The organism is Candidatus Nitrosopumilus salarius BD31 (genome assembly GCF_000242875.2).
In the GTDB taxonomy this organism is placed as follows: domain Archaea; phylum Thermoproteota; class Nitrososphaeria; order Nitrososphaerales; family Nitrosopumilaceae; genus Nitrosopumilus; species Nitrosopumilus salarius.
In genome coordinates this window covers 22,390-47,053 of sequence record NZ_AEXL02000161.1, presented here as the reverse complement: position 1 = coordinate 47,053, position 24,664 = coordinate 22,390, and the positions used below count along the sequence as shown (strand labels likewise).

Annotated in this window: 33 protein-coding genes; 19 read left to right on the top strand and 14 right to left on the bottom strand. The window is 31.5% G+C overall.

Going from position 1 to position 24,664, the window contains the following annotated elements:
- Positions 1–638 (top strand): hypothetical protein (locus BD31_RS09255; protein ID WP_158641244.1); only part of this gene is annotated, 638 nt, incomplete at its 5' end.
- Positions 639–664: 26 nt separating this feature from the next.
- Here BD31_RS09255 and BD31_RS09250 read toward each other — a convergent pair.
- A complete protein-coding gene (locus BD31_RS09250; protein ID WP_008301623.1) occupies positions 665–1,009 on the bottom strand; it encodes a hypothetical protein in 345 nt (114 codons plus the stop codon).
- A 164-nt stretch (positions 1,010–1,173) separates the two neighbouring features.
- Here BD31_RS09250 and BD31_RS10145 point away from each other — a divergent pair, with 164 nt between their 5' ends.
- From BD31_RS10145 to BD31_RS09220, 7 genes are all read left to right on the top strand, one after another.
- Entirely contained in the window at positions 1,174–1,341 is a 168-nt protein-coding gene (locus tag BD31_RS10145) for a hypothetical protein (RefSeq protein WP_008301634.1), read from the top strand.
- Between the two features lie 70 nt (positions 1,342–1,411).
- Positions 1,412–2,515, top strand: coding sequence for a DNA sulfur modification protein DndB (gene dndB, locus BD31_RS09245; protein WP_048097632.1), 1,104 nt, complete (start codon positions 1,412–1,414; stop codon positions 2,513–2,515).
- Positions 2,512–3,471, top strand: a complete 960-nt coding sequence (gene dndC / locus BD31_RS09240) for a DNA phosphorothioation system sulfurtransferase DndC (protein WP_008301604.1) — start codon at positions 2,512–2,514, stop codon at positions 3,469–3,471. The genes dndB and dndC overlap by 4 nt, the downstream gene beginning before the upstream one ends.
- Positions 3,472–3,578: 107 nt before the next feature.
- Complete coding sequence (locus tag BD31_RS09235) at positions 3,579–4,118, top strand: DNA modification system-associated small protein (RefSeq protein ID WP_008301620.1); 540 nt, start codon at positions 3,579–3,581, stop codon at positions 4,116–4,118.
- Positions 4,119–4,120: 2 nt separating this feature from the next.
- Positions 4,121–6,334: a DNA sulfur modification protein DndD gene (dndD, locus tag BD31_RS09230; protein ID WP_008301612.1), complete on the top strand. Its 2,214-nt coding sequence runs from the start codon at positions 4,121–4,123 to the stop codon at positions 6,332–6,334.
- The gene (gene dndE, locus BD31_RS09225) at positions 6,321–6,692 is read left to right on the top strand and encodes a DNA sulfur modification protein DndE (protein WP_052319565.1); all 372 of its coding nucleotides are present in this window, start codon (positions 6,321–6,323) and stop codon (positions 6,690–6,692) included. The genes dndD and dndE overlap by 14 nt, the downstream gene beginning before the upstream one ends.
- 1 nt (position 6,693) lies before the next feature.
- The gene (locus BD31_RS09220; protein WP_100222208.1) at positions 6,694–7,848 is read left to right on the top strand and encodes a cysteine desulfurase family protein; all 1,155 of its coding nucleotides are present in this window, start codon (positions 6,694–6,696) and stop codon (positions 7,846–7,848) included.
- Positions 7,849–8,166: 318 nt separating this feature from the next.
- Here the strand turns inward: BD31_RS09220 and BD31_RS09720 are convergent, their stop codons facing one another.
- Complete coding sequence (locus BD31_RS09720) at positions 8,167–8,766, bottom strand: HNH endonuclease (protein ID WP_158641243.1); 600 nt, start codon at positions 8,764–8,766, stop codon at positions 8,167–8,169.
- Between the two features lie 506 nt (positions 8,767–9,272).
- Between BD31_RS09720 and BD31_RS09205 the strand changes: the two genes are divergently transcribed.
- Genes BD31_RS09205 through BD31_RS09190 form a run of 4 tightly spaced genes read left to right on the top strand, consistent with a single transcriptional unit; the run spans position 9,273 to position 12,110 of the window.
- Positions 9,273–9,467 (top strand): hypothetical protein, encoded by a 195-nt coding sequence (locus tag BD31_RS09205; RefSeq protein ID WP_158641242.1) that lies wholly within the window; start codon positions 9,273–9,275, stop codon positions 9,465–9,467.
- A gap of 2 nt (positions 9,468–9,469) precedes the next feature.
- Positions 9,470–9,679, top strand: coding sequence for an AAA family ATPase (locus tag BD31_RS09200; protein WP_008301615.1), 210 nt, complete (start codon positions 9,470–9,472; stop codon positions 9,677–9,679).
- Complete coding sequence (locus BD31_RS09715) at positions 9,625–11,688, top strand: DNA sulfur modification protein DndD (RefSeq protein WP_008301598.1); 2,064 nt, start codon at positions 9,625–9,627, stop codon at positions 11,686–11,688. Before BD31_RS09200 ends, BD31_RS09715 begins: the two co-directional genes overlap by 55 nt.
- Positions 11,685–12,110, top strand: a complete 426-nt coding sequence (locus tag BD31_RS09190) for a hypothetical protein (RefSeq protein ID WP_008301624.1) — start codon at positions 11,685–11,687, stop codon at positions 12,108–12,110. The genes BD31_RS09715 and BD31_RS09190 overlap by 4 nt, the downstream gene beginning before the upstream one ends.
- Here the strand turns inward: BD31_RS09190 and BD31_RS09185 are convergent.
- From BD31_RS09185 to BD31_RS09170, 4 genes are read right to left on the bottom strand one after another with little or no spacing between them, the layout of a single operon-like run.
- Positions 12,107–14,293, bottom strand: a complete 2,187-nt coding sequence (locus tag BD31_RS09185) for a DEAD/DEAH box helicase family protein (protein ID WP_008301625.1) — start codon at positions 14,291–14,293, stop codon at positions 12,107–12,109. The genes BD31_RS09190 and BD31_RS09185 overlap by 4 nt on opposite strands.
- Before the next feature lie 18 nt (positions 14,294–14,311).
- On the bottom strand, positions 14,312–15,733 hold the full coding sequence (locus tag BD31_RS09180) for a single stranded DNA-binding domain-containing protein (RefSeq protein WP_008301635.1): 1,422 nt from the start codon (positions 15,731–15,733) through the stop codon (positions 14,312–14,314).
- A gap of 1 nt (position 15,734) precedes the next feature.
- Positions 15,735–16,013 carry a hypothetical protein gene (locus tag BD31_RS09175; RefSeq protein ID WP_048097636.1) on the bottom strand — a complete coding sequence of 93 codons (279 nt, stop codon included), beginning with the start codon at positions 16,011–16,013 and terminating at the stop codon, positions 15,735–15,737.
- Positions 16,014–16,015: 2 nt separating this feature from the next.
- The gene (locus tag BD31_RS09170; RefSeq protein WP_008301631.1) at positions 16,016–17,500 is read right to left on the bottom strand and encodes an MBL fold metallo-hydrolase; all 1,485 of its coding nucleotides are present in this window, start codon (positions 17,498–17,500) and stop codon (positions 16,016–16,018) included.
- A 65-nt stretch (positions 17,501–17,565) separates the two neighbouring features.
- Between BD31_RS09170 and BD31_RS09165 the strand changes: the two genes are divergently transcribed.
- Positions 17,566–18,303 (top strand): PD-(D/E)XK nuclease family protein, encoded by a 738-nt coding sequence (locus BD31_RS09165; protein ID WP_008301554.1) that lies wholly within the window; start codon positions 17,566–17,568, stop codon positions 18,301–18,303.
- 16 nt (positions 18,304–18,319) lie between these two features.
- On the opposite strand, the gene BD31_RS09160 is transcribed toward BD31_RS09165, so the two are convergent.
- From BD31_RS09160 to BD31_RS09125, 8 genes are all read right to left on the bottom strand, one after another.
- Entirely contained in the window at positions 18,320–19,063 is a 744-nt protein-coding gene (locus tag BD31_RS09160) for a DUF5615 family PIN-like protein (protein WP_008301562.1), read from the bottom strand.
- 10 nt (positions 19,064–19,073) lie between these two features.
- A complete protein-coding gene (locus BD31_RS09155) occupies positions 19,074–19,394 on the bottom strand; it encodes a hypothetical protein (RefSeq protein ID WP_008301580.1) in 321 nt (106 codons plus the stop codon).
- Between the two features lie 5 nt (positions 19,395–19,399).
- Positions 19,400–19,708, bottom strand: coding sequence for a DUF7220 family protein (locus BD31_RS09150; protein WP_008301559.1), 309 nt, complete (start codon positions 19,706–19,708; stop codon positions 19,400–19,402).
- A gap of 3 nt (positions 19,709–19,711) precedes the next feature.
- Positions 19,712–20,080, bottom strand: coding sequence for a hypothetical protein (locus BD31_RS09145; protein WP_008301550.1), 369 nt, complete (start codon positions 20,078–20,080; stop codon positions 19,712–19,714).
- Complete coding sequence (locus BD31_RS09140; RefSeq protein ID WP_008301616.1) at positions 20,080–20,271, bottom strand: hypothetical protein; 192 nt, start codon at positions 20,269–20,271, stop codon at positions 20,080–20,082. The genes BD31_RS09145 and BD31_RS09140 overlap by 1 nt, the downstream gene beginning before the upstream one ends.
- On the bottom strand, positions 20,268–20,579 hold the full coding sequence (locus BD31_RS09135; protein WP_238536117.1) for a hypothetical protein: 312 nt from the start codon (positions 20,577–20,579) through the stop codon (positions 20,268–20,270). The genes BD31_RS09140 and BD31_RS09135 overlap by 4 nt, the downstream gene beginning before the upstream one ends.
- 108 nt (positions 20,580–20,687) lie before the next feature.
- Complete coding sequence (locus BD31_RS09130) at positions 20,688–21,017, bottom strand: hypothetical protein (RefSeq protein ID WP_008301595.1); 330 nt, start codon at positions 21,015–21,017, stop codon at positions 20,688–20,690.
- Positions 21,008–21,181 carry a hypothetical protein gene (locus tag BD31_RS09125; RefSeq protein ID WP_008301627.1) on the bottom strand — a complete coding sequence of 58 codons (174 nt, stop codon included), beginning with the start codon at positions 21,179–21,181 and terminating at the stop codon, positions 21,008–21,010. Before BD31_RS09125 ends, BD31_RS09130 begins: the two co-directional genes overlap by 10 nt.
- A 192-nt stretch (positions 21,182–21,373) precedes the next feature.
- Here BD31_RS09125 and BD31_RS09120 point away from each other — a divergent pair, with 192 nt between their 5' ends.
- The 6 genes from BD31_RS09120 (at position 21,374) to BD31_RS09105 (ending at position 24,639) form a co-directional block, all read left to right on the top strand.
- Positions 21,374–22,117: an HFX_2341 family transcriptional regulator domain-containing protein gene (locus BD31_RS09120; protein ID WP_100222207.1), complete on the top strand. Its 744-nt coding sequence runs from the start codon at positions 21,374–21,376 to the stop codon at positions 22,115–22,117.
- Positions 22,118–22,351: 234 nt separating this feature from the next.
- On the top strand, positions 22,352–22,549 hold the full coding sequence (locus BD31_RS09115) for a hypothetical protein (RefSeq protein WP_008301592.1): 198 nt from the start codon (positions 22,352–22,354) through the stop codon (positions 22,547–22,549).
- A 154-nt stretch (positions 22,550–22,703) separates the two neighbouring features.
- A complete protein-coding gene (locus BD31_RS09710; protein ID WP_008301584.1) occupies positions 22,704–23,249 on the top strand; it encodes an SRA domain-containing endonuclease in 546 nt (181 codons plus the stop codon).
- A gap of 404 nt (positions 23,250–23,653) precedes the next feature.
- A complete protein-coding gene (locus BD31_RS10140; protein WP_008301610.1) occupies positions 23,654–23,797 on the top strand; it encodes a hypothetical protein in 144 nt (47 codons plus the stop codon).
- Positions 23,798–23,844: 47 nt separating this feature from the next.
- Positions 23,845–23,991, top strand: coding sequence for a hypothetical protein (locus BD31_RS10135; protein ID WP_008301589.1), 147 nt, complete (start codon positions 23,845–23,847; stop codon positions 23,989–23,991).
- Between the two features lie 225 nt (positions 23,992–24,216).
- Positions 24,217–24,639 carry a universal stress protein gene (locus BD31_RS09105; RefSeq protein WP_008301568.1) on the top strand — a complete coding sequence of 141 codons (423 nt, stop codon included), beginning with the start codon at positions 24,217–24,219 and terminating at the stop codon, positions 24,637–24,639.
- Positions 24,640–24,664 lie beyond the last annotated feature (25 nt).

Here is a 24,664-nt window from a genome sequence, read left to right as displayed (position 1 = left end):
ATGGTTATGCATGGTATTATGAAAAACCTTACGAATCAGTGATGCTTAAAGAAACCCAAATCTTTGATGAGAAAGATTCAATCAACCAAGACATTTTCAACAATATACCAATCAAAGAAATTGTTTTATCATGGATTCTTGATCAAATTCTCTCTAAAACAATTAGTTATATGAAAAAACCTCAAAATATAACTAATCTGAAAAGCCATATCAAAAATTATGATTATGAGGCAGACAGTGTAATAAAATTAATGAATTCAAATTATGCCAAAGCAAATTGTTTAGCAACAATGCATTATTTTCTAAAAAAGAACATAAAACATGATGAAATTATAGATGGGATTATTAAAATGATGTTAAAAACAAATTATCAAAGATTCCCAGATGAATATGAGCACATTAGGCCAATTTTTCTTTGTATTATGCAATATTTTGATACACATTTTCGAGATAAATATTTTGATAATGAAAATCTCGCAAATATTGATGCAAAAGAGATCAAAACAAAATTTGAAAATAAAATGACATATTCTGAAATTTTAAACAAAATTATTTCAAATGATAAAACTTTAGATGGTAAAATCACAGATACAATAAATGAATATTTTGAAAATATCATAACTGAATCACAAAAATAGCACATAATTTTTCAAGATATTTTCCATTAATAAAAAATTTGATTAATTTCGGCAAAGGTAAGATAAGAGGTTACAACATCTAAAGTTTGAAGATGTTCTACAAAATCATCACTACAGTACCATTTTAATTCAGGATCATGACTAAATTTGTAATTCCAAATACATTCTTGTCTGAAATGATTCAAGATTCCAAGAATTTCCCTAATATCACGTTTCGTTAAATCACAATTGTAATAGAATTCACTTTCGTAAATTTCAAATCCATCTAAAAAATGGGAAATTAATAGATGGCTTCTTTGGCCTTTCTGAATAATTCTATCTCTTTTCTGGATCCATTTACCAAATTTTTCATACCATTTTGGATAAATCAATAATTAAAATTAATAAAGTATGAATTTAAACATATGAAAAATAAATATCATTTTTAGAGATTTGAACCAAAAAGAAATGACTCTTCAAGAGAACTGATTTTCTTTAAATTTTCCTAAATTCATGAATTCAATAACTCTATAAACAATAATCCTATACCCCAATTATGGCAAAAGACGAAATTGGCGGCAGACCCGTTACTATTACAAAAGAAGATGGTAAAATTAAGGTAGTATTTCATCCTGCTGCAAGTGGTGCAAAACATCCAGATGCAAGAATGTTTCAAATCACCTTGGGAAAAGCAGATTTAGAAAAGCTCAAAAAAGCATTCTGATCGCAATACACTTCCATTTGGTGATTGTAGACTTCCAAAGCCTTTTATCAAACTTCCAAGTTAATTAGGCATGTCCCAAGCCCGGATTGATGAGCAATCAGTGGGCAGTGATGTATATGGATTTGATGCAATCAGAGGGATTCAGGCTGGACGTGAATTTTATGTTGCAATGTGTCCGCTCAAAATTATCCCAAAAATATTCGTCTTCAATGATTTTGATATTCCCCCAGAATTAAGGGCTCAGAGAACACTTCGAGAGACTAGAATTCCTGCCATCAAAAATTACATTTTGAATAATCCTAATGATTACACCTTTTCTTCATTGACTGCATCAGTTGATGGAAAAATGAAATTTACTCCAGCTGCCTCTCTTGATAAGGATGGCAAACTAGGACGTCTTTACATCAACATGGATTCCAGATTTTTAATTAATGACGGGCAACACAGAAGAAAAGCAATTGAAGAAGCATTAAAAGAAAAACCAGAACTAGGACATGAAATGATTTCAGTTGTTTTTTTTAGAGATGACGGACTGAAACGAAGTCAGCAAATGTTTTCGGATTTAAATAAAAATGCTGTAAAACCAACAAAGTCACTTAATATCTTATATGATCATCGAAATGACTTTTCAAAATTTATTGTAAATTTGGTAAATACCATAGACATTTTCAAAGGAAGGGTAGAGTTGGAGAAAACAACGATCTCTAATCGCTCAACTAAAACATTTACTCTTAATGGAATTTCTGATGCATCCATGAAATTACTTGGCTCATCAAAAGGAAACAAAATATCAAAAAAAGAAGAAGAGTTTCTCCAAGAATTTTGGGAGATAGTATCTAAAAATATGCCCGAATGGCAATTGCTTTTAGAAAATGACGTTGCTCCTGCAGTACTAAGAAAAGATTTTGTCAGTACAAATACTAATCTGCTTAATGCATTAGGTATTGCAGGAAAAATAATCATCGATGAATTTCCAAAGACATGGAAAGACAAATTAAAGAATCTCAAAAAAATTGACTGGTCAAGAAACAATCCTGAATGGGATGGACGATTACTACGTAATGGCCAAATGACAAAACTTGCAATAGGAATTGATCTTGCAGCCAATGTCATTATACAAAAGTGTGGTGGAACCCTTTCTGAATCACGGCAAAAAATAGAGGCAAAACTATGAGTGAGCCTGTTTTAAAAAAAAGATCACTTCACGAGGTAATCGAAGAAATCAAAACTGTGTATCTTGACGATAATCGGCCTTGGATTATTGGATTTAGTGGTGGTAAGGATTCCACATGTATGGTACAGTTGGTATGGACTGCACTATCTATGCTACCTGCAGATAAATTGCAGAAAAAAATCTATGTCATATCTTCCAACACTCTAGTTGAAGCCCCTCAAATTGCAGAAAGAATAATCAGAAATCTTGAAAAAATGGAGAAATATGCAAAAAAAGCCAATCTTCCACTTGAAACTAATCTGCTACGACCTCCAATTTCAGATACATTTTGGGTCAGGCTTTTGGGTTTAGGATATCCTGCTCCCACTAATTGGTTTAGGTGGTGTACAGACATGCTAAAAATTTCAAATGCTGATAGATTCATTCAAGAAACTGTTTCAAAACACGGTGAGGCAATAGTCCTTTTGGGAATGAGAAAAAATGAAAGCAAAGCTAGGAGTCAAGTAATGGAATTATACAAGATTGAAAACAGCAAACTTTCCCGTCATTCCAAATTTGATCTAACCTATGTCTACACTCCAATTGAGGACTTTTCTGCAGAAGATGTATGGAATTACTTGCTTGAAAACAAGAACCCGTGGGGTGAGGAAAATCGTGACTTGCTTGCAATGTATCAAGATGCAAATGCCAGTGAATGTCCTTTGGTAATTGATACTAGTACTGCATCATGTGGTGGCGGTAGATTTGGTTGTTGGACTTGTACTGTAGTTGATAATCAAAGTTATCTTTCAAATCTGATTGACAATGATGAAAAAAATGAATGGATGGAAGTACTAGCTGAACTCCGTGAAGAACTAAAAAATACGCAGCCTGAATTTAGATATTTTTGCAAAAAATGTGAAAATGAGTTCATCTATGACAAAGAAAAAAACATTATGCATGTACTTGTGATCTGATTTTCAAAACCCTAGAAGATGCTGAAAAAAATGACAATGTTGACAAAATAGATAATTGGAATGATTTTCGAGAGCGAAGAAGAAGAGACGGAACTGTAACTCTAAAAATGCATTCTCTGGAAGGATACACACCAGGACCATATAGGATGGAATTTAGAAAAGAGTATTTAGAAAAATTACTCAAAGGCCAACTAAAAGTCCAAAAATTGAAAAATGATCCTGACATGGAACTAATTTCAGAAGAAGAAATCCATAAAATTCAGCAAATTTGGAGACAGGAACAAGGTGATTGGAAAAATTCGGCATATGAAATTTATCAAAGAATTACTGGAAAGAATCTTCAACTTAGGAAAAATGAAATGGGACATTTTGAACAAACTGAACAAGAAATTCTTGAGAAAACTTGTTCATCACACAATGTTCCTTTTAGACTAGTCAGTAATCTTCTTAGTTTGGAGCTTGAAGCTCAGGGTGCAAATAGACATTCTAAAATTCACAGTAAAATAAAATCAGAATTATCAAAAGAATGGAGAAACGTTGATGATGATGATGAATTTAAGAAAATTCTTGATGATTTGAATGAAAAGAAAGAACTGCAATCCAAGATTAAAATAACTTCTAGCGGCTCAATTGAAAATTCTGAGTAAAAATGATTATCAATAAAATCACCATTACTGATTTTGGAGTATATGGAGGAAAAAATGAATTTGATTTTAAAACCACTCCTGAAAAAACAGTGATCCTCTGTGGCGGTAAAAATGGTGCAGGAAAAACCACACTCTTTGAATCTATAATGCTGTGTTTTTACGGTAAGGATTTTGATGATTCTGGTCGTGAGAAGGAGTATAATGATAAAATTTTACGATCATTTCATAGAAATTTGTCTGAGCATACTGTCTGCGAAGAATCTTCAATTTCAATTGAATTTGACATCTCTTTTGATGGCAAAATTCAGGAATACCAAATCACTAGAACTTGGCAAAACAATGAGGGTAAAATCGATGAATTTCTATCTGTAAAAAAATCTGATGCTAAATCAAATAATTTTCAAGAATTAGACGTATCTATTCCGAATGCAAAAAGTTGGAAAGACCAACACAGATTTGAAGAAATGGATTCAATTGACAAATCCGACTGGCAACAATTCATCAACCAATTAATCCCACGAGGAATTGCAAAACTATTCTTTTTTGACGGTGAGAAAATTCAAAGTATTGCAGATGATAATAATGAAAACAAGTACATTCAATCTTCATTTGACACTTTACTTGGTTTAGATATTGTTCATCAATTGCAAAAAGATCTTGGACATTTTCTTTCTACAATTTCCAAAACTCAAATAAAATCTTCACCGACTCCAAAACAAAAAGGCAGGAATAGTACTTTGGAACAACTTTTGAATAACGCTCCAAATGAACTTGATGCCTATCTGAAATTTTACACTCGTGATCAACTATTAAGTGAATTATCTATCGAGGATTTAGAACCACTGTTATCAACACATGAAAAATTAGAAAAAGATATTCAAGAAAAAGACACTATTTGCAAAAAACTAAAGATGACACTGACAAATGTTCAAAATGAACTACTATTAACAAAAGAAAAATTCCAAAAAATTGGTGGAGGGTACTATAAAAAACATGAAGACATGGAACAAACTAAAGAAAATATCTCCTCAAAGATTGCAGTCACTGAAAAAGAAATCAGAGATTTGTGCTCTACAGAGTTACCATTTTGTTTAATTTCAAAACAAATGCAAGAAATTAAAAATCAACTAGAATCTGATCAAAAAATTATTCATTTAAATTATGAGCAAGAAATTATTGAAAAACAATGCAATAAAATCTCGTCTGTTTTAAATTCTGAATCCTTTTTGCCTGAAATCTCACAAGATTTTAAAAAATCCATAGATGCAGAATTGGTTAAAATTCTAAAAAATGAATTAAAAAACAATGATTCCATTCAATCCACATTCTTTAATCTCTCTCAATTGCAAATGGAGCAAATCCTAACATTAATTGAAAATGCAAAAACATCGACCATTGATAGAATACATGAATTGACCAATTCCTACAATGTTCAAAAAAATGCCTTGGAAAAAATTGATTTGGTGCGTAAAATCAGGCCTGATGTAGATGAAATCAAGTCCATTATGGATGAAATGGAAAATACCACGACAAAAAAAGGAAAACTTGAAACAGAACTTGATGAGTTGGAACTGAAATTATCTCAAAGAAAAACTCAACTAGGCATATTGAATGCAAGAATTCGATCTTGTCTGAATCTGAAAAAGGATCATGATAAATCTACATCCAGTGAAAAAATTGCCTATTCTGTATTGGAGGTGTTAGATGACTATTCACAATTACTACGTAAGGAAAAAATTACAACCTTGGAGGAAAATGTTTTGAAGGGTCTTGGAATATTATTGCACAAAAAAGACTTTGTTCATAAGGTGACCATTGATAAGTATACTTTTGAAGTTACTTTGTACAATGCAAAAGGTGATGAGATTACCAAGAACATGTTATCTAAAGGTGAACTTCAAATTTATGCAACAGCTCTAGTTTGGGGATTGGCAAAAACTTCTGGAAGAACACTTCCATTTATGATAGACACACCTCTTGCAAGACTAGATGTTGAACATCGAGAAAAACTAGTAGAGTCGTTTTTCCCAAGAACCTCACAGCAAACAATTATTCTTTCCACAAACTCTGAAATTGATTTTGAATATTATAAAAAATTAGAACCATTTATTTCAAAATCATATGTAATAGAATATGATGATTCTAAAGGTAAAACTAGAATTCGTGATGGTTATTTTGGTAAAAATGAAGGGGAGATGGCAGTTGAAGTTCTCTAGTGTAAAGACCAGTGCAAAGAGTCAAAATCTTTTAGGTCGATTAAAAGCTAAAACTGGATTGACTCCCAATCTAATGGCAAGATTTGCTATTTGTCTATCTATTAAAGAAAAATCCATTCCGCATTCTGAAGAATATGATAAAGATGGTTCTGTACTAGAGCCGGCTATTTTGTTTGGTGAATATGAACAACTCTATTTGGGGTTGATGAGAAATAGACTAAAACATGATGGACTTGCAGAAACGGAATTAAATGAGATGACTCGTTGTCATTTGAATCGTGGAGTGATTGCGCTTTCAGCAAGAATAGATGATTTAGGGGATTTTTATGATTTAGTTGTAGAGGAGCGAAATGTCTGAGATGAAATTTCCAATTTATCTCGATTCGCATGCTACCACGCCTGTAGACCCACGTGTATTTGATGAAATGAAGCCATATTTCACAGAAAAATTTGGAAATGCATCCAGTCTTGATCACTCCTATGGGTATGATGCATCAATTGCAGTTCAACAATCTCGTGAAACAATTGCAAAAGCCATTGGCGCAAATATGGATGAGATTATTTTTACTTCAGGTGCTACAGAGTCGGATAATCTTGCGTTGGTTGGCGTAATGGAGAGAAACAAAAACAAGGGAAATCATTTGATTACGTGTGTAACAGAACACAAAGCAATTTTAGATACTGCTCGACATCTTGAAAGTATCGGTTACAACGTAACTTATCTACCTGTAGATGAATTTGGTCAGGTTAATCCTGAGGAATTAAAATCTGTAATTACTAATGATACGGTTTTGATTTCAATAATGTTTGCAAACAATGAGATTGGAACTATTGCAAATATATCAGAAATAGGGCGAATTGCACATGAGAATGATGTGTTGTTTCACACAGATGCTGCACAAGCTCTGGGACACATTCCAATTGATGTTAAAAAATTGAATATTGATTTGATGTCTATATCTTCTCATAAAATCTATGGGCCTAAAGGAATAGGCGCACTGTATATTCGCAGTATCTTACCACGTGTAAAAATTAATTCAATTGTTTATGGTGGCGGACAAGAAAGAAACATTCGTTCAGGAACTTTGAATGTTCCAGGAATTGTAGGATTCGCAAAGGCAGTTGAAATTGCATACAAAGAAATGGATTCAGAGAATATCAAATTTAAAAAATGGACTGATATGATGTTTGAAAAATTATCTGCTGTAGGTGCAAAATTAAATGGTCATCCAATAAACAAGTTGGCTCATAATTTGAATATTCGATTTGATGGGGTTCAAAGCAAATCCATAATTAACACAGTATCTAAAAAATTGGCAATCTCTGCAGGTTCTGCATGTACTACTCAAATGGTAGAACCATCTCATGTTCTTTTAGCCTTGGGATTGACTGAAGATCAGGCTCATAATGCTATTAGAATTGGATGTGGCAGGTTCAACACTGATGAAGAGATTCAGATTGCAACTGATGAGATTTTAAATGCTCTAAAATCATTGGCAAAGATTAGAATTTGATAAAAGTTAAATGATCTTCATAATTTATGCTAATAGATGTCTGTTCGAGAAAGCACAAAAACTGAATTACTTGACCTGAAGAATTAAACACCAAAATCTCTACTCCAGGTTATATTCCAAATCCATTTGATCGACCTATTGTATTTGATGTGATGAGAATTTTGAAATTACGAGATCCTATAATTAGAAATATCATGATGAATACACGAATGGGATTATTGAATCAAGGGAACACAGATCCTGTAAAAAAAGTTTCGCTCTCTATTTCTACCAATCCTGATATCTAAATTTTTTGTAGATTTTTTAACAATGTTCCGATTAAAGGATTTTTTTTAAAACAACATATCCCTGCATCATTGCATTCTCAAAATGATCATGAATGACTTTTTCAAAATTCATACCTAGTAATGTTAATGACTTTTCCAACATTGAGATTTTATCACGATAGTTTTTGTTTCTCTCAATTAATTTAACAATATATTTTTCAGGTGGTAATGAGCCAGACTTTACACAATTGCATTTCTGACATGCCAGTGTAAAATTCCAAATGCTATCTTCAGCAATGTAATCAAATGGAATAACATGATCTACGTGAATTTCTTTTTGGAGTAAATGTTTTTCACAGTAAAAGCAGTTTTTAAAATATGGTTCTAATGCTTTTCTGTATTTCCCCAATGCAGTTCTAGGAATTAACTCGCCCTCTGTTTTTTGAATTAGTCTTGGAACTCCAAGATTTAGTTTTTCAAGAAATTTTGCCCATTCTAAATTAACAGCTTTTTTCAATACGATATTATATTTTTTAAAAAACTGCATTGCTTTTGGATTGATATCGATCCCTGCATTCAAATCTATGTATTTTTTATTGCTATGCTTTTCTCTTGTTATTTTATAATCAAAGAAAATTTTCTTTTCTTTCACACCCATTCCTGTTTTGAGTCTTTGAAATCTCCATGTTACATTATGAAACCCAAATTTGACTATTTTTTCAATACATTGTTGAACTTTTTTAGATTCTTCTTTGCATATTTTGTCAAATGTTTGAGGATAATATGGTTTGTCAAACTCTTTTTGAATTATCTTAATAATTTCAGGTTTTTTTTCAACTTGTGGTGCTTGTTTTAGTTTTGATTTACATTCTTGTAGTCAATAATATTTAAAAAAATATTCTGCAACGGTTGAAAACTCCACATGGGTTTTTGCGTGTTCATTACAATAATCAAGCAAAAATCGCATAAATGCGAATTTGTATGTATTATCTTTGCTAGAAAGATCTAAAATATTCATAAGTGTTCTTTGGAATTCATTATCTTGTATTTCTGGAAAATCCACAATTTTTTTTCTAGTCTAAATATTAAAGATTTTCAGATCTCTTATATTATGAAAATCACCCTAAGTCTTTTTTATTAGATAATCTGTTGTCTCCTGTGGAAGATAATTCTCAAATAAATTCTAAAATCCTCGAAAAACTTGAAAAATTCTCGAAAGATAAAACTGAATACAAATTCTGTGAATCTTTACTTTTAAAGGAACTACTATGGAATGATATTGAAGATCCTCCTTTCAAGCGTGAATTTCCATTATCTCTGAATCGATTTTTCCCTTTTGATGAGGAGTCTTAAAATTGTCAGAAAAAATAAAAATTATTTCAATAAAACTTGAAAATTATAGACAGTATATGGGAGTACAAACTGTTGATTTTCCAAGTAGAGATGATGGATTTGCAGCAATTATCGGAGAAAACGGAGCTGGAAAATCAAACTTGCTTAATTCGATTAATTGGTGTTTTTACAAAAAAGAGCCCCATACAAAAAAAATGAAGGATATAGTATAATTAATCAAAAATATCTAGATTCATTAGATCCTGAATCTATTGCAAGCATGTCGGTTCAAATAGATCTTCAAAAAGGTGAAACAGCGTATAGAATATCCAGAGTTCTCAAAGTAATAAAAAATGAGTATCATTATGATCTAATTGATTCAAGTACAAAAATACTGAGAATGACTGATGCACAAGGTTATGTTTTGCCATGGGGTTGTGAAGTAATAGAAAGTCAATCTACATTTGAAATTTTAAAAAGACTAAAACATGAACAAAGTTTTCATGCTGATAAAAAAACATCTCCCGAAAGTATCATGAATGAGATACTCCCTGAAAGTTTATCTTCATATTTTATTCTTGATGGGGAATTTCTTGAAAAGTTCTGGACAGGAATTAAAAAAGTACAGATAGGAATTGAAAGAATATCTCAACTGCATTTATTAAAAACCACTTTAGATCACTTGGATTTATTAAAAAAATCAGTTCCTCAAATAGGAAAAAAAGACATAGACAATCTCACATTAAAAATTAAGGTAAATGATTTTTATGAATTATCCAAAGATTCTCAAGGTAATGAATACTTTAGCAGTGAACTAAGATTTGCCTATGATCCTGAAACAGATGATAATGAGTACTATCATGCAACTGGAAAGCCTAGAATTGCCGAATTAAATCAAGATATTGAAAAAATGAATCACGGATTATTAGATATTGCTGAACAATTTGGTGCGTCAAGTGTTGAGGCTGTAAAAAATCTAAATAAACAGTTTGAAGAGGTACAACACGCCTACAACACTTCTTTTCAGGCGGAACAGCAAGCTGAAAAAGAATATTTTTCAAGTTTTATAGAGAATTTACCCACATTCTTTTTAAAACCAGCTATAGAGTATTCTGTAAATATTGTAGATGAATTACGCAAAAAAGGAGATTTGCCATATGAAGCAAAAAAAATCTTTACAAATGATTTGTTAGAACTTGGAAAATGCATATGTCACACAAATCTTCAATCTCATATTAAAGATGGCAAGGAAACAAACGAAGCTCGTCTAAATGTAATGAATGTTCGTGATAGTATGGCAGAAGATCAAGGATTAGATGGAAGTGTGAACATGAAATTTTATTTTGAAGAGAAATTACTAGGTGATTTCAACAAATTTACTTTAGAATCATTTGACAAACCTAGAATAAATTTATCTAAAGCCAAGACAGAGTCTCTGAAATACAATAACAAAATAAAACAAATTAAAATTGATTTACAAAATTTGGGCCAAGTTGATATTGATCAACTAGTAAAAGATCATGATCATTTGTTAAATAAAATTAAAGAAACCACATCTGAAATAAAAGATATTGAATTCAAACTAAAACAAAATGAATTACAAAATAAAGAATATCGATTAGACCGTAAAAAACTGATGAGTAGGGATAATAAAGCTAAAAAAATATATCATGAACAAGCAATTTGGGAATCAATCACTGAAATTTTTGAAAAAACTTATTCTGAATTAAAACATGAAATTCGTGAACAAGTACAATCAAAAACCATGGAAATTTTTCTACAAACAATGTATAAACAAAATAAATTCAAAAGTTTTATTATAAAATCTGATTACTCTGTAGAACTAATTGATCAAAAAGATGTCTCTATGCTAGGCTCTTTGTCTGCTGGGGAAAGCCTGTTTTTGGCACTTTCTTTTATTAGTGCAATCAGAGATGTTACTGGATACAAATTTCCGCTAATAATTGATACTCCTTTGGGTAGAGTTTCTGGCACTCCTAGATATCTGCTCAGTCAAGCTCTTCCAAAATATCTTCCTGATGAACAAATAATTTTTCTAGCTACTGATACTGAATTTTTAAATCCTGACACAAATGTTCATCAAGCAGAAGGAAGGCCAGAATCTCCCTTTGGTGAATTGTTAGAGGAACAAATCAATGTAAAATACTCTCTGATTACAGGAATGGAAAAGGATGTGGCAATAATTGTGGATTACGTTCCAAAATGGAGGAAAGATAAATGAGTGAAGAAGACATTAAATTCCCTGATGTAAATTATGGTGAAAATAATAAAGAACAATATAATGAATTAACGATTTCTGAATGGTCTCCATTTTTTGGACATAATTTTTGGGAAATTTTCATCTTTTCTATGGCATATGGATTTACAAAAAATCTTGAACCTTCAGAACCTACAGGAAAGGGGACTCTTAATGCAAAAATGTTCTCTCCTCCTGTAAGACATTTGATGAGAGCATTGGCAATCAAACATTTTGGGGATATTAATGTGATCAAAGATTCCAACAAAGTTGTAAAAATTTGTGAAAAATATGCAAATGCAGGTTTTCAAGAAGTTTATGCTAAAATAAAAAACAGACCCTCAGAGAAACCATTGGAAGGTATTTTCACAGATATGATTAATGAGGTAGTTCGTAATTCAAATTAGTTGAAATCTTGAATGTATTCTTCATCTAGGGATTCAAAATCTATTTTGTATTTTGTAGCCACTTTTCTTATTGTTTCAATTGCTTCGTTATGATTTAATGCAATTGATGCAAATTCTTTATGCCTCAGTAATTCTTTTGCAACCAACTTTCGTTCTCTTTTACTAATATCTAATCCTTCATCTGGCAATGGTGGTTTTACTAAAATATCATAAATTACAGCTTTGGTTTTACCTGTTTTTTTACTTTGACGCAGAACTCTTCCCCTTCTTTGGATGTATTGTTTAGGGTTTCCTGAACTTGCCATGATTATTGCGGTTTCAACTGATGGGATATCCACCCCTTCGTCAAGACATCTCACTGCAGTAATGCAATCATAATGCCCAACAGCTAATTTTTGTAGAATCAAGCTTCTATCTTTGGTAGGATTTCTAAATGTAACTGATGTGCTAACAATATTTTTTTCTACTAAAATTTTTTCTACTTTATCTAATTGTGTTGGAGTTCCAAATGGAACTGCGGGTGAAGGGTTAGATGTACAATAAATTAAAGTCTGTTTAATATTATGAATTGAATTTAAAATTTCTTCAAGGATTCCTAGTTTGTTCTCTGCATTTGCAATTAAATTTGCACGTTTGATTTCTGGATCATTTTGATCATCCTCATCTGTTGGATGTTTTGACTTTCTGGAATATTTTTCCGCAATTTTTATTGTAAGTGCATCATAGACATCCATCTCATCATGATTAAGCTCTGCATAATATGGAAAATAGTCATAACTGCAAAGATACCCTTCATCTATTGCTTGTTTTAATGATAAGTCAAATACAATGTTGTTGAAAAACTGCATTAGTGCAGATGTTCCTTCGGGATCATAATGTCTAATGGGGGTTGCGCTTAGGCCTAATCTGCATTCATATTCTTCAAGTAATGCTGGTTGTGATAATTCAGAGCCAATATTGTGAACTTCATCTACAATTAGTAATTTTTTACCATTTCTTATGGATAATATGTAATCTTTGAATTTCTTTGAATTCAATGTTTTATGTGTAACATAAATCACAAAATTTTGAATTAATGCCTCACCACTAAACAGTTTTTCATTAAAATCTAGCAAAATTGATTCTAGTTCTGTTTGCCAACGTGGGTTATCACTATAACATGTTACTTCTCTTTCTAATGATATTTGATCATCGGGAGGTACTGATGAGTTGTATGTCCTGCTTTCTCTCCTCCATTGATCTACCAAATGTGTCTGCGGGCATGCAATGACAGTTACAGTTTGTCCTTCTGATTGTTGAAATTTGCTCATACATCCAAACGCTGTAAATGTTTTTCCAGTCCCTGTAGCCATAGAAAAAATTCCTCTGAAATTATTGTCTAGCCATTTTTCTCTAGCTTCTTTTTGATATCCTCTTAATCCTTCTTTTTCTTTTTCCAATTCTTCGGGCTCAATTGATAATGCTTTACAAACTCTATCAAAAATCTCTTTGAATTCTTCATCTGATTTTGGTCTAGTTTCTAATAATTTCTCTTTTACAGCTTGAGGTAAATCATATATTCTAACTTTAGTTTCATTACCTTCCCATAAATCATTAAATGAAGATATGTCATCGTCAACTGCTTGTTTATCTGTGTCTCCTCTCCAATTACAAAATACTTTAAAATTCTCAATGTTTCTATTCCATGCATAATTTGTTTCATTCACTGAACCTGAAAATGTGATGATGTCATTATTTGTATAATATATGATTCCTAATTTCTCATGAAATATTCCTTGTCCATCTTCAGTAAGTGCAATTTTTATTTCAAGTTGTGGATGCCCTTCTATTTCATTTACAAGCATGTATGCCATTAATTTTCTAAAATCATTCTTAGTTTGATCTTGATCATCAAATAACCCCTTAAGGCACAATTCTGAAATCATTGTGTCTTTATCTTCAACACTTTTTTGAAAAATTTCGATATCAGTTGATGATAGTTTTGGGCTAGTGATTAATTGTATTCTGCCTTTTTTTTCTATAATTGAAATTACCTCATTTGTAATATCCATAAACGACGTTGATGAAAAAAATCCTGCTTTTCTTTGATATAATTTGGCATTTTTTAATGCAGGACGATAAAATTCTTGAATCAGATTGTCTTTTAATGAACTCCAGCTTAATTTAGGCTCAAATCTTTCCATTTTTTCTCATTTACCTGCCTATCCTTCATCCTTAATTTTGTAAATTTTCTCATATCCGTCATTTGAATTTCTTAAAATGCCATTTTTGATATATGCGCCAACTAATTCTAATACATCTCCATTTTTAATTTCATTGACAATATCTCCCCAAATTTTTAATTTTATTTCACCACTTTCATCTGATAAAATAGCATTTGTTGAATAAGTTTTTCCATATCTTGTAACTGAGGGCATTATTGTGCCTTTATTTTTAATAATCCCTACAATATGTAAATGAAATGCTTTTTCTAATTGTTTTATCTGATTGATGGTTTTTAGTGTATTTGTATTACTTATTATAGATAATGTAATTTTCTTTCGTATTTTTTCAAGATCAAAATCTGGAGTCTCTTCAAATTTCTGCAATTCACTAATTTCATCTTCTGTTAGTTCAAAAGGTTTTAAAACAATATTATCACAAATAATTTTATTACCTATTTGAATTTCAATCTCATAACAATCAATTAGGTGCTCTTTAATTTCTAAAATTGTTTGCTCGAAAATGGGTTGTATTTTTTTTTCTATTTTTGTTTCATCTATATTCATCTGTGATTTACTTTCACATATTGAAAGTTGATATGTATTCCATAAATTACAGGAATTCTGCAATAGTTTTCTAGTTTTTGATTTCCAGGGTAAATAGAGAATAACATATTTGTTTTCTGATACCCCCCTAACAAAACTATTCAAGTGATATGCAAATCCCCCATTTAATAATGAACGTAAAAATCCAAAAAAGATGTTTATCCCATTTAGATAAATTGAATTTAATATTTTATCTTCTATTAACTTTATTGATTTTCTAAATTTATAGAATTTTTCAGACCTGTATAACACTAAAAAACTTACATCTTTTCTCCCCCATTTTGATTGACTTACTACCCCTTTAGTCACCCACACATCCCCTCCGAATTCAGGAGTCATGGATTCTTGAATCTCTTTAGCAAATACACGCATAGATTCTTCATCTGATCTCTGAAAATAAACTGCTTCTTTACTTTCTTTTAATCCACATGAGCCAAGATATGATACACCCATAACTGAAAATGGTGATTTTTCTAAAAATTCTAAAGTGTGGTCATCTTGATACTCTTTAAATTTTTCAAGATGTTTTGAATCTACAAATGATAATTTGTCTCCCACATTTACTTTATTTAGATCAATAAACTTTTCATTGGTTTGAATTTTATATGTTGGAATTACTGTAGAAATATTATTTTTAGTTAATAGAGTGATTACTTTCATCGGTTCTGGTTCTTCCAAATCTTCCATAATTGGAGACAGTACGAATTTATTGTTTGGATCAATTGTAAAAATCTCCGTCCCATATGTGAGATCTTTTGGAAAACAAACCCCCTTAGTTGACCACAGCAACGTATTTTCAGGAATCAAAATTTTCATTTTATTCTATTTCCATTCTTGCCTTGAATTTTTCCTTGTAGAGTCTGTTTCTTGGTTTTTGTCTAATTCTAAAATTGCAACATATACACCACCATCCTAACGAATCTTCCGTTGCTTGTGAACCGTCTTTTAATCGGGCTCCTTTATGATCTAACCATACATCGCATGTTTGGCATCGACCCTGGCCTGAATCATATCGTCCACCAGATGACGGTTTGAAAGCTTTAAATTTTTTACAAATACCTTTACACGTTCTTTTTTGAATATCTTTATCAGTCATTTTCATAAATCTACCAAATCATGTTGTTTTACTGAATGAACATTTACATGCCATTTCTTATGATATTCCTCATTCTGAGTGTGAATTGGAATTAATTTTTTAGCATTAGATCCATCAATTACTTTTTTAATTTGCATTCCATCTCCATGACCAGATACATGAATTTGATGCCAATCTCGCTCTTTAGTTAATAATCCAAAGTGTTCAAACCAATTTTTTATCTGTTCTTCTTTTAGTTCCATTTCATCATCAAATGGCTCTGTTAATGAGCGAATATAAGAAGAACCCTCTTTAGGTTTGATATCAATTAATTCCTGTAATTTGTAATCACTACAGTAAAATATGAAATTGTTTTGGTTTTTGAGAACATCTCTATAATCTACAGCGTTTGGATAATCCAAAAAGTCCTTTTGCCATGAATCATAATCCATTGGTAACTGACGCTCCGAAAATTTTGTAATGTCTTTGTCAATTAACCCCCATTTCCCTCTTGGAATGTATATCTTCAAGTGTGAATCAGTAGGTGAGGGGTATTTTCCTTTAAGCATTGATGATAAATCAAATAGTTTGAGCAAATATGCCTGCTTCAAATCTACTACTAAATACCGCCCAGTATTTTTTGCTGCATTGTAAAATGATAACAATCTATCCAAATCTCTTACCGGGTATCCGCAAATTACTAGGTTTTTTGTATTTTTTATAATTTCTTGAGTCTGTGACTCTACATCATATTCAGTCATTGACGATGTTTTGTCAACTCTGGTTCCTTCACATAATAAAACATCAATATCTGAAGTACCACACTTGTCTACAAAATTCTGTGTATCATCTGCACGTCTTCCATGAAATCGTAAATCTGCAGTATTTGCAATAGTGCCTGAACTTGTACTGAGAATAAATGCATGAACACCTGGAATGGAATGATCAACTGGTAATGGTTCTACTCCAACAGAGTCAATTGAAAATTTTTTACCACTTTCAAATACGTTGATTTGTCTTGGTACTGTAACTTTGTCCCCACTGGCGCGACTAATCTCGCCTTTTTTGTTTGTGTATACTTGAAATCTTTCTTTGAGTGTGAGATATTGACTAGTGTCAGAAGTCTCATCAAAGTTTTGCATGATTAATTTTGATTCTTCAGAGCAGTAAATTGGAATGTCTTCTCGTAAATATGGGATGTATGCACAATGGTCAACGTGTGCATGTGTTAATAGTACAGCACTAATTTCAGTATCTTCATCTCCACCAAAACCCATATGTCTTGCATAGTCTCGTCTGTAGAGCCCCTTGATTTTTGGTAGCAATCCCATCTCAAACATGTCATTAAGACTGTTTGACGTTCTTGGTTGTACAAATTGAGAAAAATACTTGTTTGCAGCGCTAAAACTCATACCAAAATCCATGAAAATTTTAGTTCCTTTGTCATTAACTAGGAATTTATTTCCTCCAATGTCATTTACCCCGCCATGAAATGTAATGTCTGTCATTGAATCCCTTAGATAGTAGAGTTAATCAATAATATTTTAAGAGTTTAGGTAATTAGTGATCATTCATGATTAAAATTAATCGCGAAAATGACATTACCTTACTTTCTGCATCAGTCACTGATTTTGCAGATTCTTTAGGATATTGTGAATATAAAATTCCCTTGTCAATCCAAGGAGTAAAACCTAAACCTTCACAGTCTTTAATTCAGGGAACAAAAGCTCATCATGAGGAAGAACGGTATGAACAAGAATACGTTGAATTAGAACCAATATCAATTGAACAAATCAAAGATAAAGAAGAAGATATCGAATTTGCACGAGAAAATATTCATTCTACATTAATGGTTCCATTTGAGTTTCGATCTGAGAATGTTCTGGTATCTCTTTCAGGTAGAATTGATAAAATTATGAGGATTAATGAGACTCTGATAGTTCAAGACGATAAATTTGCAGGAAAACCACAAATTTATGATTTGAAAACACAGCCATACCCGAGTCAATTGTTACAAGTATTAGCATATTTGAATTCAAGTTATGCTGCAAAGAGACATGCAAATCATGAAGATTACTTTGAAATGCCACACACAAAAAAGAAATGGCAGATTAGAATTTGTGATAGAAAAACTAGGGAGCCATACAAAATATTTTCAGGCTTTCAGGATGCATTTTCATTACATTATTTGCATACATCATTGGAAAAATTTACAACAATTTCTTTAGGCATTACAAATCCAGAACATCATAACAGCATAAACAAATGTAATGCATGTAATTTAAAATCACTTTGTGATCAAAGACTTTAAAAAGTTACTACATATTTCAAATATCTTGTTTAAACTCGAATTTTTTCATATGTTTTTGAATTATTCCTACATTCTCTAAAATATTCTCGGTATTCCTACCTATGAAAATCGGGTCATATGTTAATTTATTTTTCAATACAGAATGATGAAATTCTTTATCCTCAGTAACAAGTATTGCATGTTGTTCTTCTACAATCTCATGTATTTCATAATCAGATAACCCACGTCCTAAATATTCAATATGATACCCACACTCTTGAATTTTTTCTAATAGTTTCATACTTGCAACACACTCATCTAAAATAATTTTTGGAATTATGTTATCTAATATTTCTGATTTTTCTTTCAATCCCGTCACATTAGTATTTGTAACCAGTTTATTTACAAAACAGCGATTAAATATATTATTTCTTTGAATTAAACTTCCTTTTAATAAAAGTGGTTTTGGTGGTGCGGTGTATTTTCGTGGATCTGAATGGTGTTCTGCAGGACCATGTTTTTTTAATTCATGGGGTAGAAATTTGAATTTGTAGTGTTCAAATGTTTGTTTTATTTTTTTCTGATTGTGACAGTGATCACAAAAATAAACTATTTCTGTATGATCTTCTACTTCGTGATGTTTTATCCATACATGATCACATACTTTCTTCGCATAATCTTTTTTTAACACTATATTCTTTTTTGTCTCTTTTTTCATAGATTTTGCAATTGCTGCAACCCTTCTCCGTAAATTTTCTTCTCTTTTTTTCCTCTTAGACAACGTTACAATCTCATTCTGAACTAGATTCCAAAATTATTTTCAACAAAGTAACAATATATGAGGAATTTTGAGTATCATTTGTATAACTTGAGGGTTTTAGGAATTGGTCTTTTGGTAATTTTCTTGCTAATCGCCATATTTTTATAAATTCATCATATTTGATTACTCTTTTGTTTCTAGTAGATTCAGGAGTCACCACAACTGCTTGAATGGCATTTCTAGCATCAAATTTTTTATTTTGATCAATTGTTTCAAAATCATGTTTTTCTAAGAGAAGTTTTGATAGTTGATTCCAAAAATCTTCAAATTTTAATTTATCAAAATTTTGCATGATAGTTACTTCCCTCTAAGAGTTTTAATCATTTTCATAACTCCTTTTTTTCCTAATCTAATAAAATTATCATCAATTCCAAATTTCTCAAATATTCTTCTTAAAAAATAACTTCTAGCAAACGAAACTGTTGCATAAACAAATGTTATTAGCAGATTTGCAACTAGTGGGTCTTCTTGAATCCAACCCATAGATAGAGGTAAAATTACAATTCCTAGCCCATATCCTATTGGATATCCTCCAAATGAGTTGACGAAGGCCTCAGATAGGCTCTTTTTGTGTGAATCCCGTTGAGTTTCTTTAATCGTAGACATGAATTAGACTCCAAATCCATTGATTTCATATGGAAAAAAGAATAGTGTACTTCGATCAAACCACTTTGGATACCATCCTCTGTCTTCAAGCCAGGTATGAATTTCTCTATAAACTCCATTTACATACACAGTTTTTACTTGCATTTTCTGCAACATTGGATTTGTCTCTCCTACATCAGACATTGGAATATTGCCATACTTTTCTGATTCGTAATCAAATACTGGAAGTCCCTTGTAGAACCACGCAGTTCTTTGATAAGTCCAGATGCCTCCTTTTCTACCAAGAAATTTTTCGGACTTTTTCATAAAATCAATATCTGGAATCATTTCTTGCAGTCCTTTCATGATTTGTTTTCTATTCCATTGAATCATTATTTCATTTCCTCCAGTACATCTTCAGGAAATGAATTCATTGTAAATGATTCATCTTTACATGGCAGGCATATTTCATGTACTATTCCAGGCAGATAATACAAAAATATCAACCCAAAAGTAATCAATGGATTAACAAATCCTATTCCAACTGCAAATAGCCAAAATAGAATTTTACCTAAAAGATTCATTGGTCATAAACTTCCTCTATATTGAATCCTTGATCATAATCAAAAGAATTTATTTTAGATTCATCATTGTGTACTGTATATCCCCATCGATGATGACAAACATTGCATTCCCATTCTGCATCATGATCAGTCACAAAAGAACCGCCTAAGACAGTTTTTCTATTCCTCAAGTCCTGCTTACTTTCATTTGTGATATCAGGACAATGCCCCCATAAGATCCAAGCAACATTTTCACTATCACATATTGGGCAAATTAGAAATTTTTCAGACATTGTTTTTCCTCCAATATTCTCCCAGATTGTTTCCATTCCAGGAAAACAAATCAAGAAATTGACCGCAGAGTCTGCAAACCTGACTTTCTAACCACAAATCATATTTTTGGGGATTTTTATGAGATCTGTCACAAATATTACATCTCATTTCAAATTACACCTCATTCGTGGTATGTGTCCTAACTGATGTCTAATTTTTCCTCTGATTGAATTAATTTCTAATTCCATTTTCCATACCTCTATTGGAGATTGGATCATAAAATTCTCCAATTCATCTAGATGTCTAAGAGTTTCATTAAACATATTTTCTATTTTGTCAACATCTGTATTCAAATTATCATTTCTACGACATTGACGTCGTTTGTAATTTTGAACTTTCTTTAGAATCACCATGCCAAGTATTCCTAAAGAAATAATTCCTAAAATTCTAAAAATAATAAAAAATATTGATGGAAATTCTGTAATTACTTCCATTTTTGTCCACTCAATCTTTCTAGTTCTTCTCTTCCTTCTGCAACTCTATTTTCAAAAACTCTGACCATTCCTCTATAATATGCAAGTTGAATTTCAGCTCGTCTTAGGTCCTCTTCTTGATATGACTTTGCAAGAAATTTTGGTAAGATTTTAGTAATTTTCATTTCATTATCCCCAAAACATTGGTTCATCGTCATCATCAAACTCTCGAATTATTCTTGGAAAAAAAGAGGATTTTATGGGCTCTTCCCCCACTTGATGGCTTTTGTGCAATAGTGTAATTGATTTCATAGAATAACTAGTCGGCCAGAATTATTATATAGCATGTCAATAGTATGCATACTGTAGATACTATTATGGCTAAAATTGCAAAATTACGCGTCCACATTGCCCCTGTAGGTTATGAGATTGACAGAGTGGTCATGCCAGCAAAACAAGAGCGAGCAGACAGGGTATGGCTATTAGTTCATGAGAATAAGAGTGATGACAAGGCAATTCCGTTTGTTGCCAAAATCATAAAACAATTAGAAAAATTACGAATCGAGACAATTGAGGAATCTCATGACAGACAAGACCTATTCAAGATAATTCGTGCAGTGAAGAACATACTGGAAAAAGAAAAAGGAAATGAAATCTATGTGAATTTAGCATCAGGAAGTAAAATTCAGGCAATTGGAACAATGATGGCATGTATGATGTTTAATGATGATTCCAATGTTCATCCATTTTATGTCGAAGCTGCAAACTATCCTGGATTTGATGCAAAGCAGTCATTATCTACAGGAATTAAAGAGATAGTAGATGTTCCACCATACTCAATTAAAACACCTGATCAAAAATTAATTGATGCCTTACAAATCATTGTACAGCACAAAGGGAAACTAACAAAAAAAGAAATGGCAGTTTTATCTGAGAATAAAGAATTAATTATAATTAATGCAAAAGAGAAAAATCATTCCATGGCAAGATTTGCAAGCTTGGATAAAAATATCATACAGCCACTAGAAGAATGGGGATTCATCAGTGTGGAAAAAGTAGGAAGAAATAGAGTGATAAAAATCACTCCAGAAGGAAGTAATGCTGCTGAGTTTTTAATATGAGGAGAATCACATGAACAAAATTGTTACTGAACATAAATTACTTTTTTAACAATGACAAAAAAATTTCTTAAAATTAATCCTCAGACCAAAAGATAATCACATGATCAATAAACATCTAAAGACATAGAATATCATTTAGAAATAGTAAGTACATCCAAATGTCACCAATTATACACCCAAAAATAGGCATAAAATATCTAAAAGATTTATCTTCATGATTATTTCAGATATTTCATGAGTGTCAGAGCTGGGGCATGTGGAATTTGTGGAAAACAAAAAACAGAACTTGAAGAACATCATGTTGTAGAGTATCTAGATAATCAAGATAGAACTCCAAAAATTTACATCTGTCCAGAATGCCATACTCAGCAAGAAAAATATAAAAATTATCTAAAAAATGTTTGTGGATTTGATATTGATAGGAGAAAATGATGTTTTTAGCCAATAATTTCTAAACAGACGGGAATTGCTAACCAAAAGAGATTTGAATTTAATTTTCACACTTTTCAAGTATTACTAAACAACTCGTCCTGTAAACCAAATTTGTCAATATGCTTAAGTTCATAGAATCCTCATTAATTCATTAATGGAGTTTTGTGACATTTGTAAATCAAAGAAAATTAAAACTTTTGAGGGTTTCAAATGCCAAAACTGTGACGATTACAACCCTAATACAAAAAATCCAACAAAAAAGCCTGTTTATTCTGAAAATGAATCATTCCCATACATCAAAGATGAGTATTATGTACAAAAAGAGATTCGAAAAAAATTAGGATTAGGACTGATGAGTGGAATTAATCCAAATAGAGAACTGAGAATAATTGTTTTATTTAGAAATGCACATGTGTTAAAACCAAATCAAACTAATGTCTATTTGGACAAATACGATAAAGAAACTGGAATCTACAGGTATGTTGGAAAAGGGTTAATCGGGGACCAAACTCTTGATGGCGACAATGGTTTACTAAAAAACGCTGCGCAAAATAATTACAAAGTTCATCTTTTCTGGCAACACAATGCCAACAGTAACCATCAATATGTAGGAGAAGTAAATGTAAAAGATGTGATTCCAGATAGTCAACCAGACAAGAATGGAAAAAATAGAAAAGTCTTTGTATTTTTATTAAAATAGAAAAAGGGTGAATTGGAATAACTATTAACGATTTAGCAGATTTAATTTCAAAAAGAAATGCAATAGACTCTGAAATTTCACAAATTATTGACAGACCTGCTGAAAAAGGACATCTAGGAGAATACATTGCATCTAAAATTTTCGATATTGAATTAAGGAACTCTGCAACAAATAAAGGAAGTGACGGTTTTTTTCGAACAGGAAATTTATCCAATAAGCATGTTAATGTAAAATTTTATGGAAAATGTGAAGGAATTCTAGATATAAACACCACAGCGTCTCCTCCAGATTATTATCTTGTTCTTACTGGCCCTCATTCACCTGCATCATCTTCTAGAGGTACTTCACGTCCATGGATAATAGACTCTGTTTTTCTTTTTGATCATAAAAAATTAGTTGAAATTTTGAAAAACAAGAGACTGCGAATTGGAGTTGCAACTAGTGTGTCAAAGGAACACTGGCAAAAGGCTGAACTTTATCCCAACAACACAAATAATTCTATACTATTATCGGATGAACAAAAATCAAAATTAGCACTTTTTCATTAAAACTAGCAAAAAGAACTTTTTTTATCATTGTAATTGTAAATCAAAATATGGGAACTGATGAAATTCCACACATTGATAATGTCAATGACACATTGAAAATCATTCTCGAAGAAGTTCGACTATTGCATGCTACCATGAAAGGAATTAGTGAAAAATTAGATAAAATTTCAAATGATACACATCGTATTCCATAAATTCTATGTATAATCGAAACTCCTTTTGAGACAACTTTAGGCTTTTCCAGTCGAACAGTACAAAATCTTTGAAGATTCAACTGTAGAACAGATTTACAAATTTGAATCTAGTCCAGAAGGTAGTAAAGTCATGATATTATAAGAAACATCTATTTCGATTACAATTTAATTTTCAATTTTGGAAATTAATGGGCTTTTTATATTAGAAATATTATGAATTAACATATGGCAAAATTCAATAAAATTCTGGTCCCTCTGGATGGATCAACAAATTCTATGAGAGGATTAGATAGGGCAATTGAGATTGCAAAAAAAAGTAATGCTGAAATTACTGGATTTTACGTATTTCATTTACCAATTACTGCCGGAATAAAATACACACAAAAAATGAAAGATGATGCACAAACAAAAGCAGTCAAAGCTATTGGTCCTGCAATGAATAAAGCTCAAAAAGCTGGTGCTACTTTCAAATACAAAACAGGTGGAGGAAATACTGGTTCTGAAGTTGTTAAATTTGCACAACAAGGAAAATTTGACATGATCGTAATTGGTGCAAGAGGAGTTGGTGGCGCAAAAGAAGCATTTCTTGGAAGCACATCAAACTATGTCATGCACAAAACAAAGATTCCAGTACTAGTAGTCAAATAGTTCAATCAGAACTAGTCCATATTTT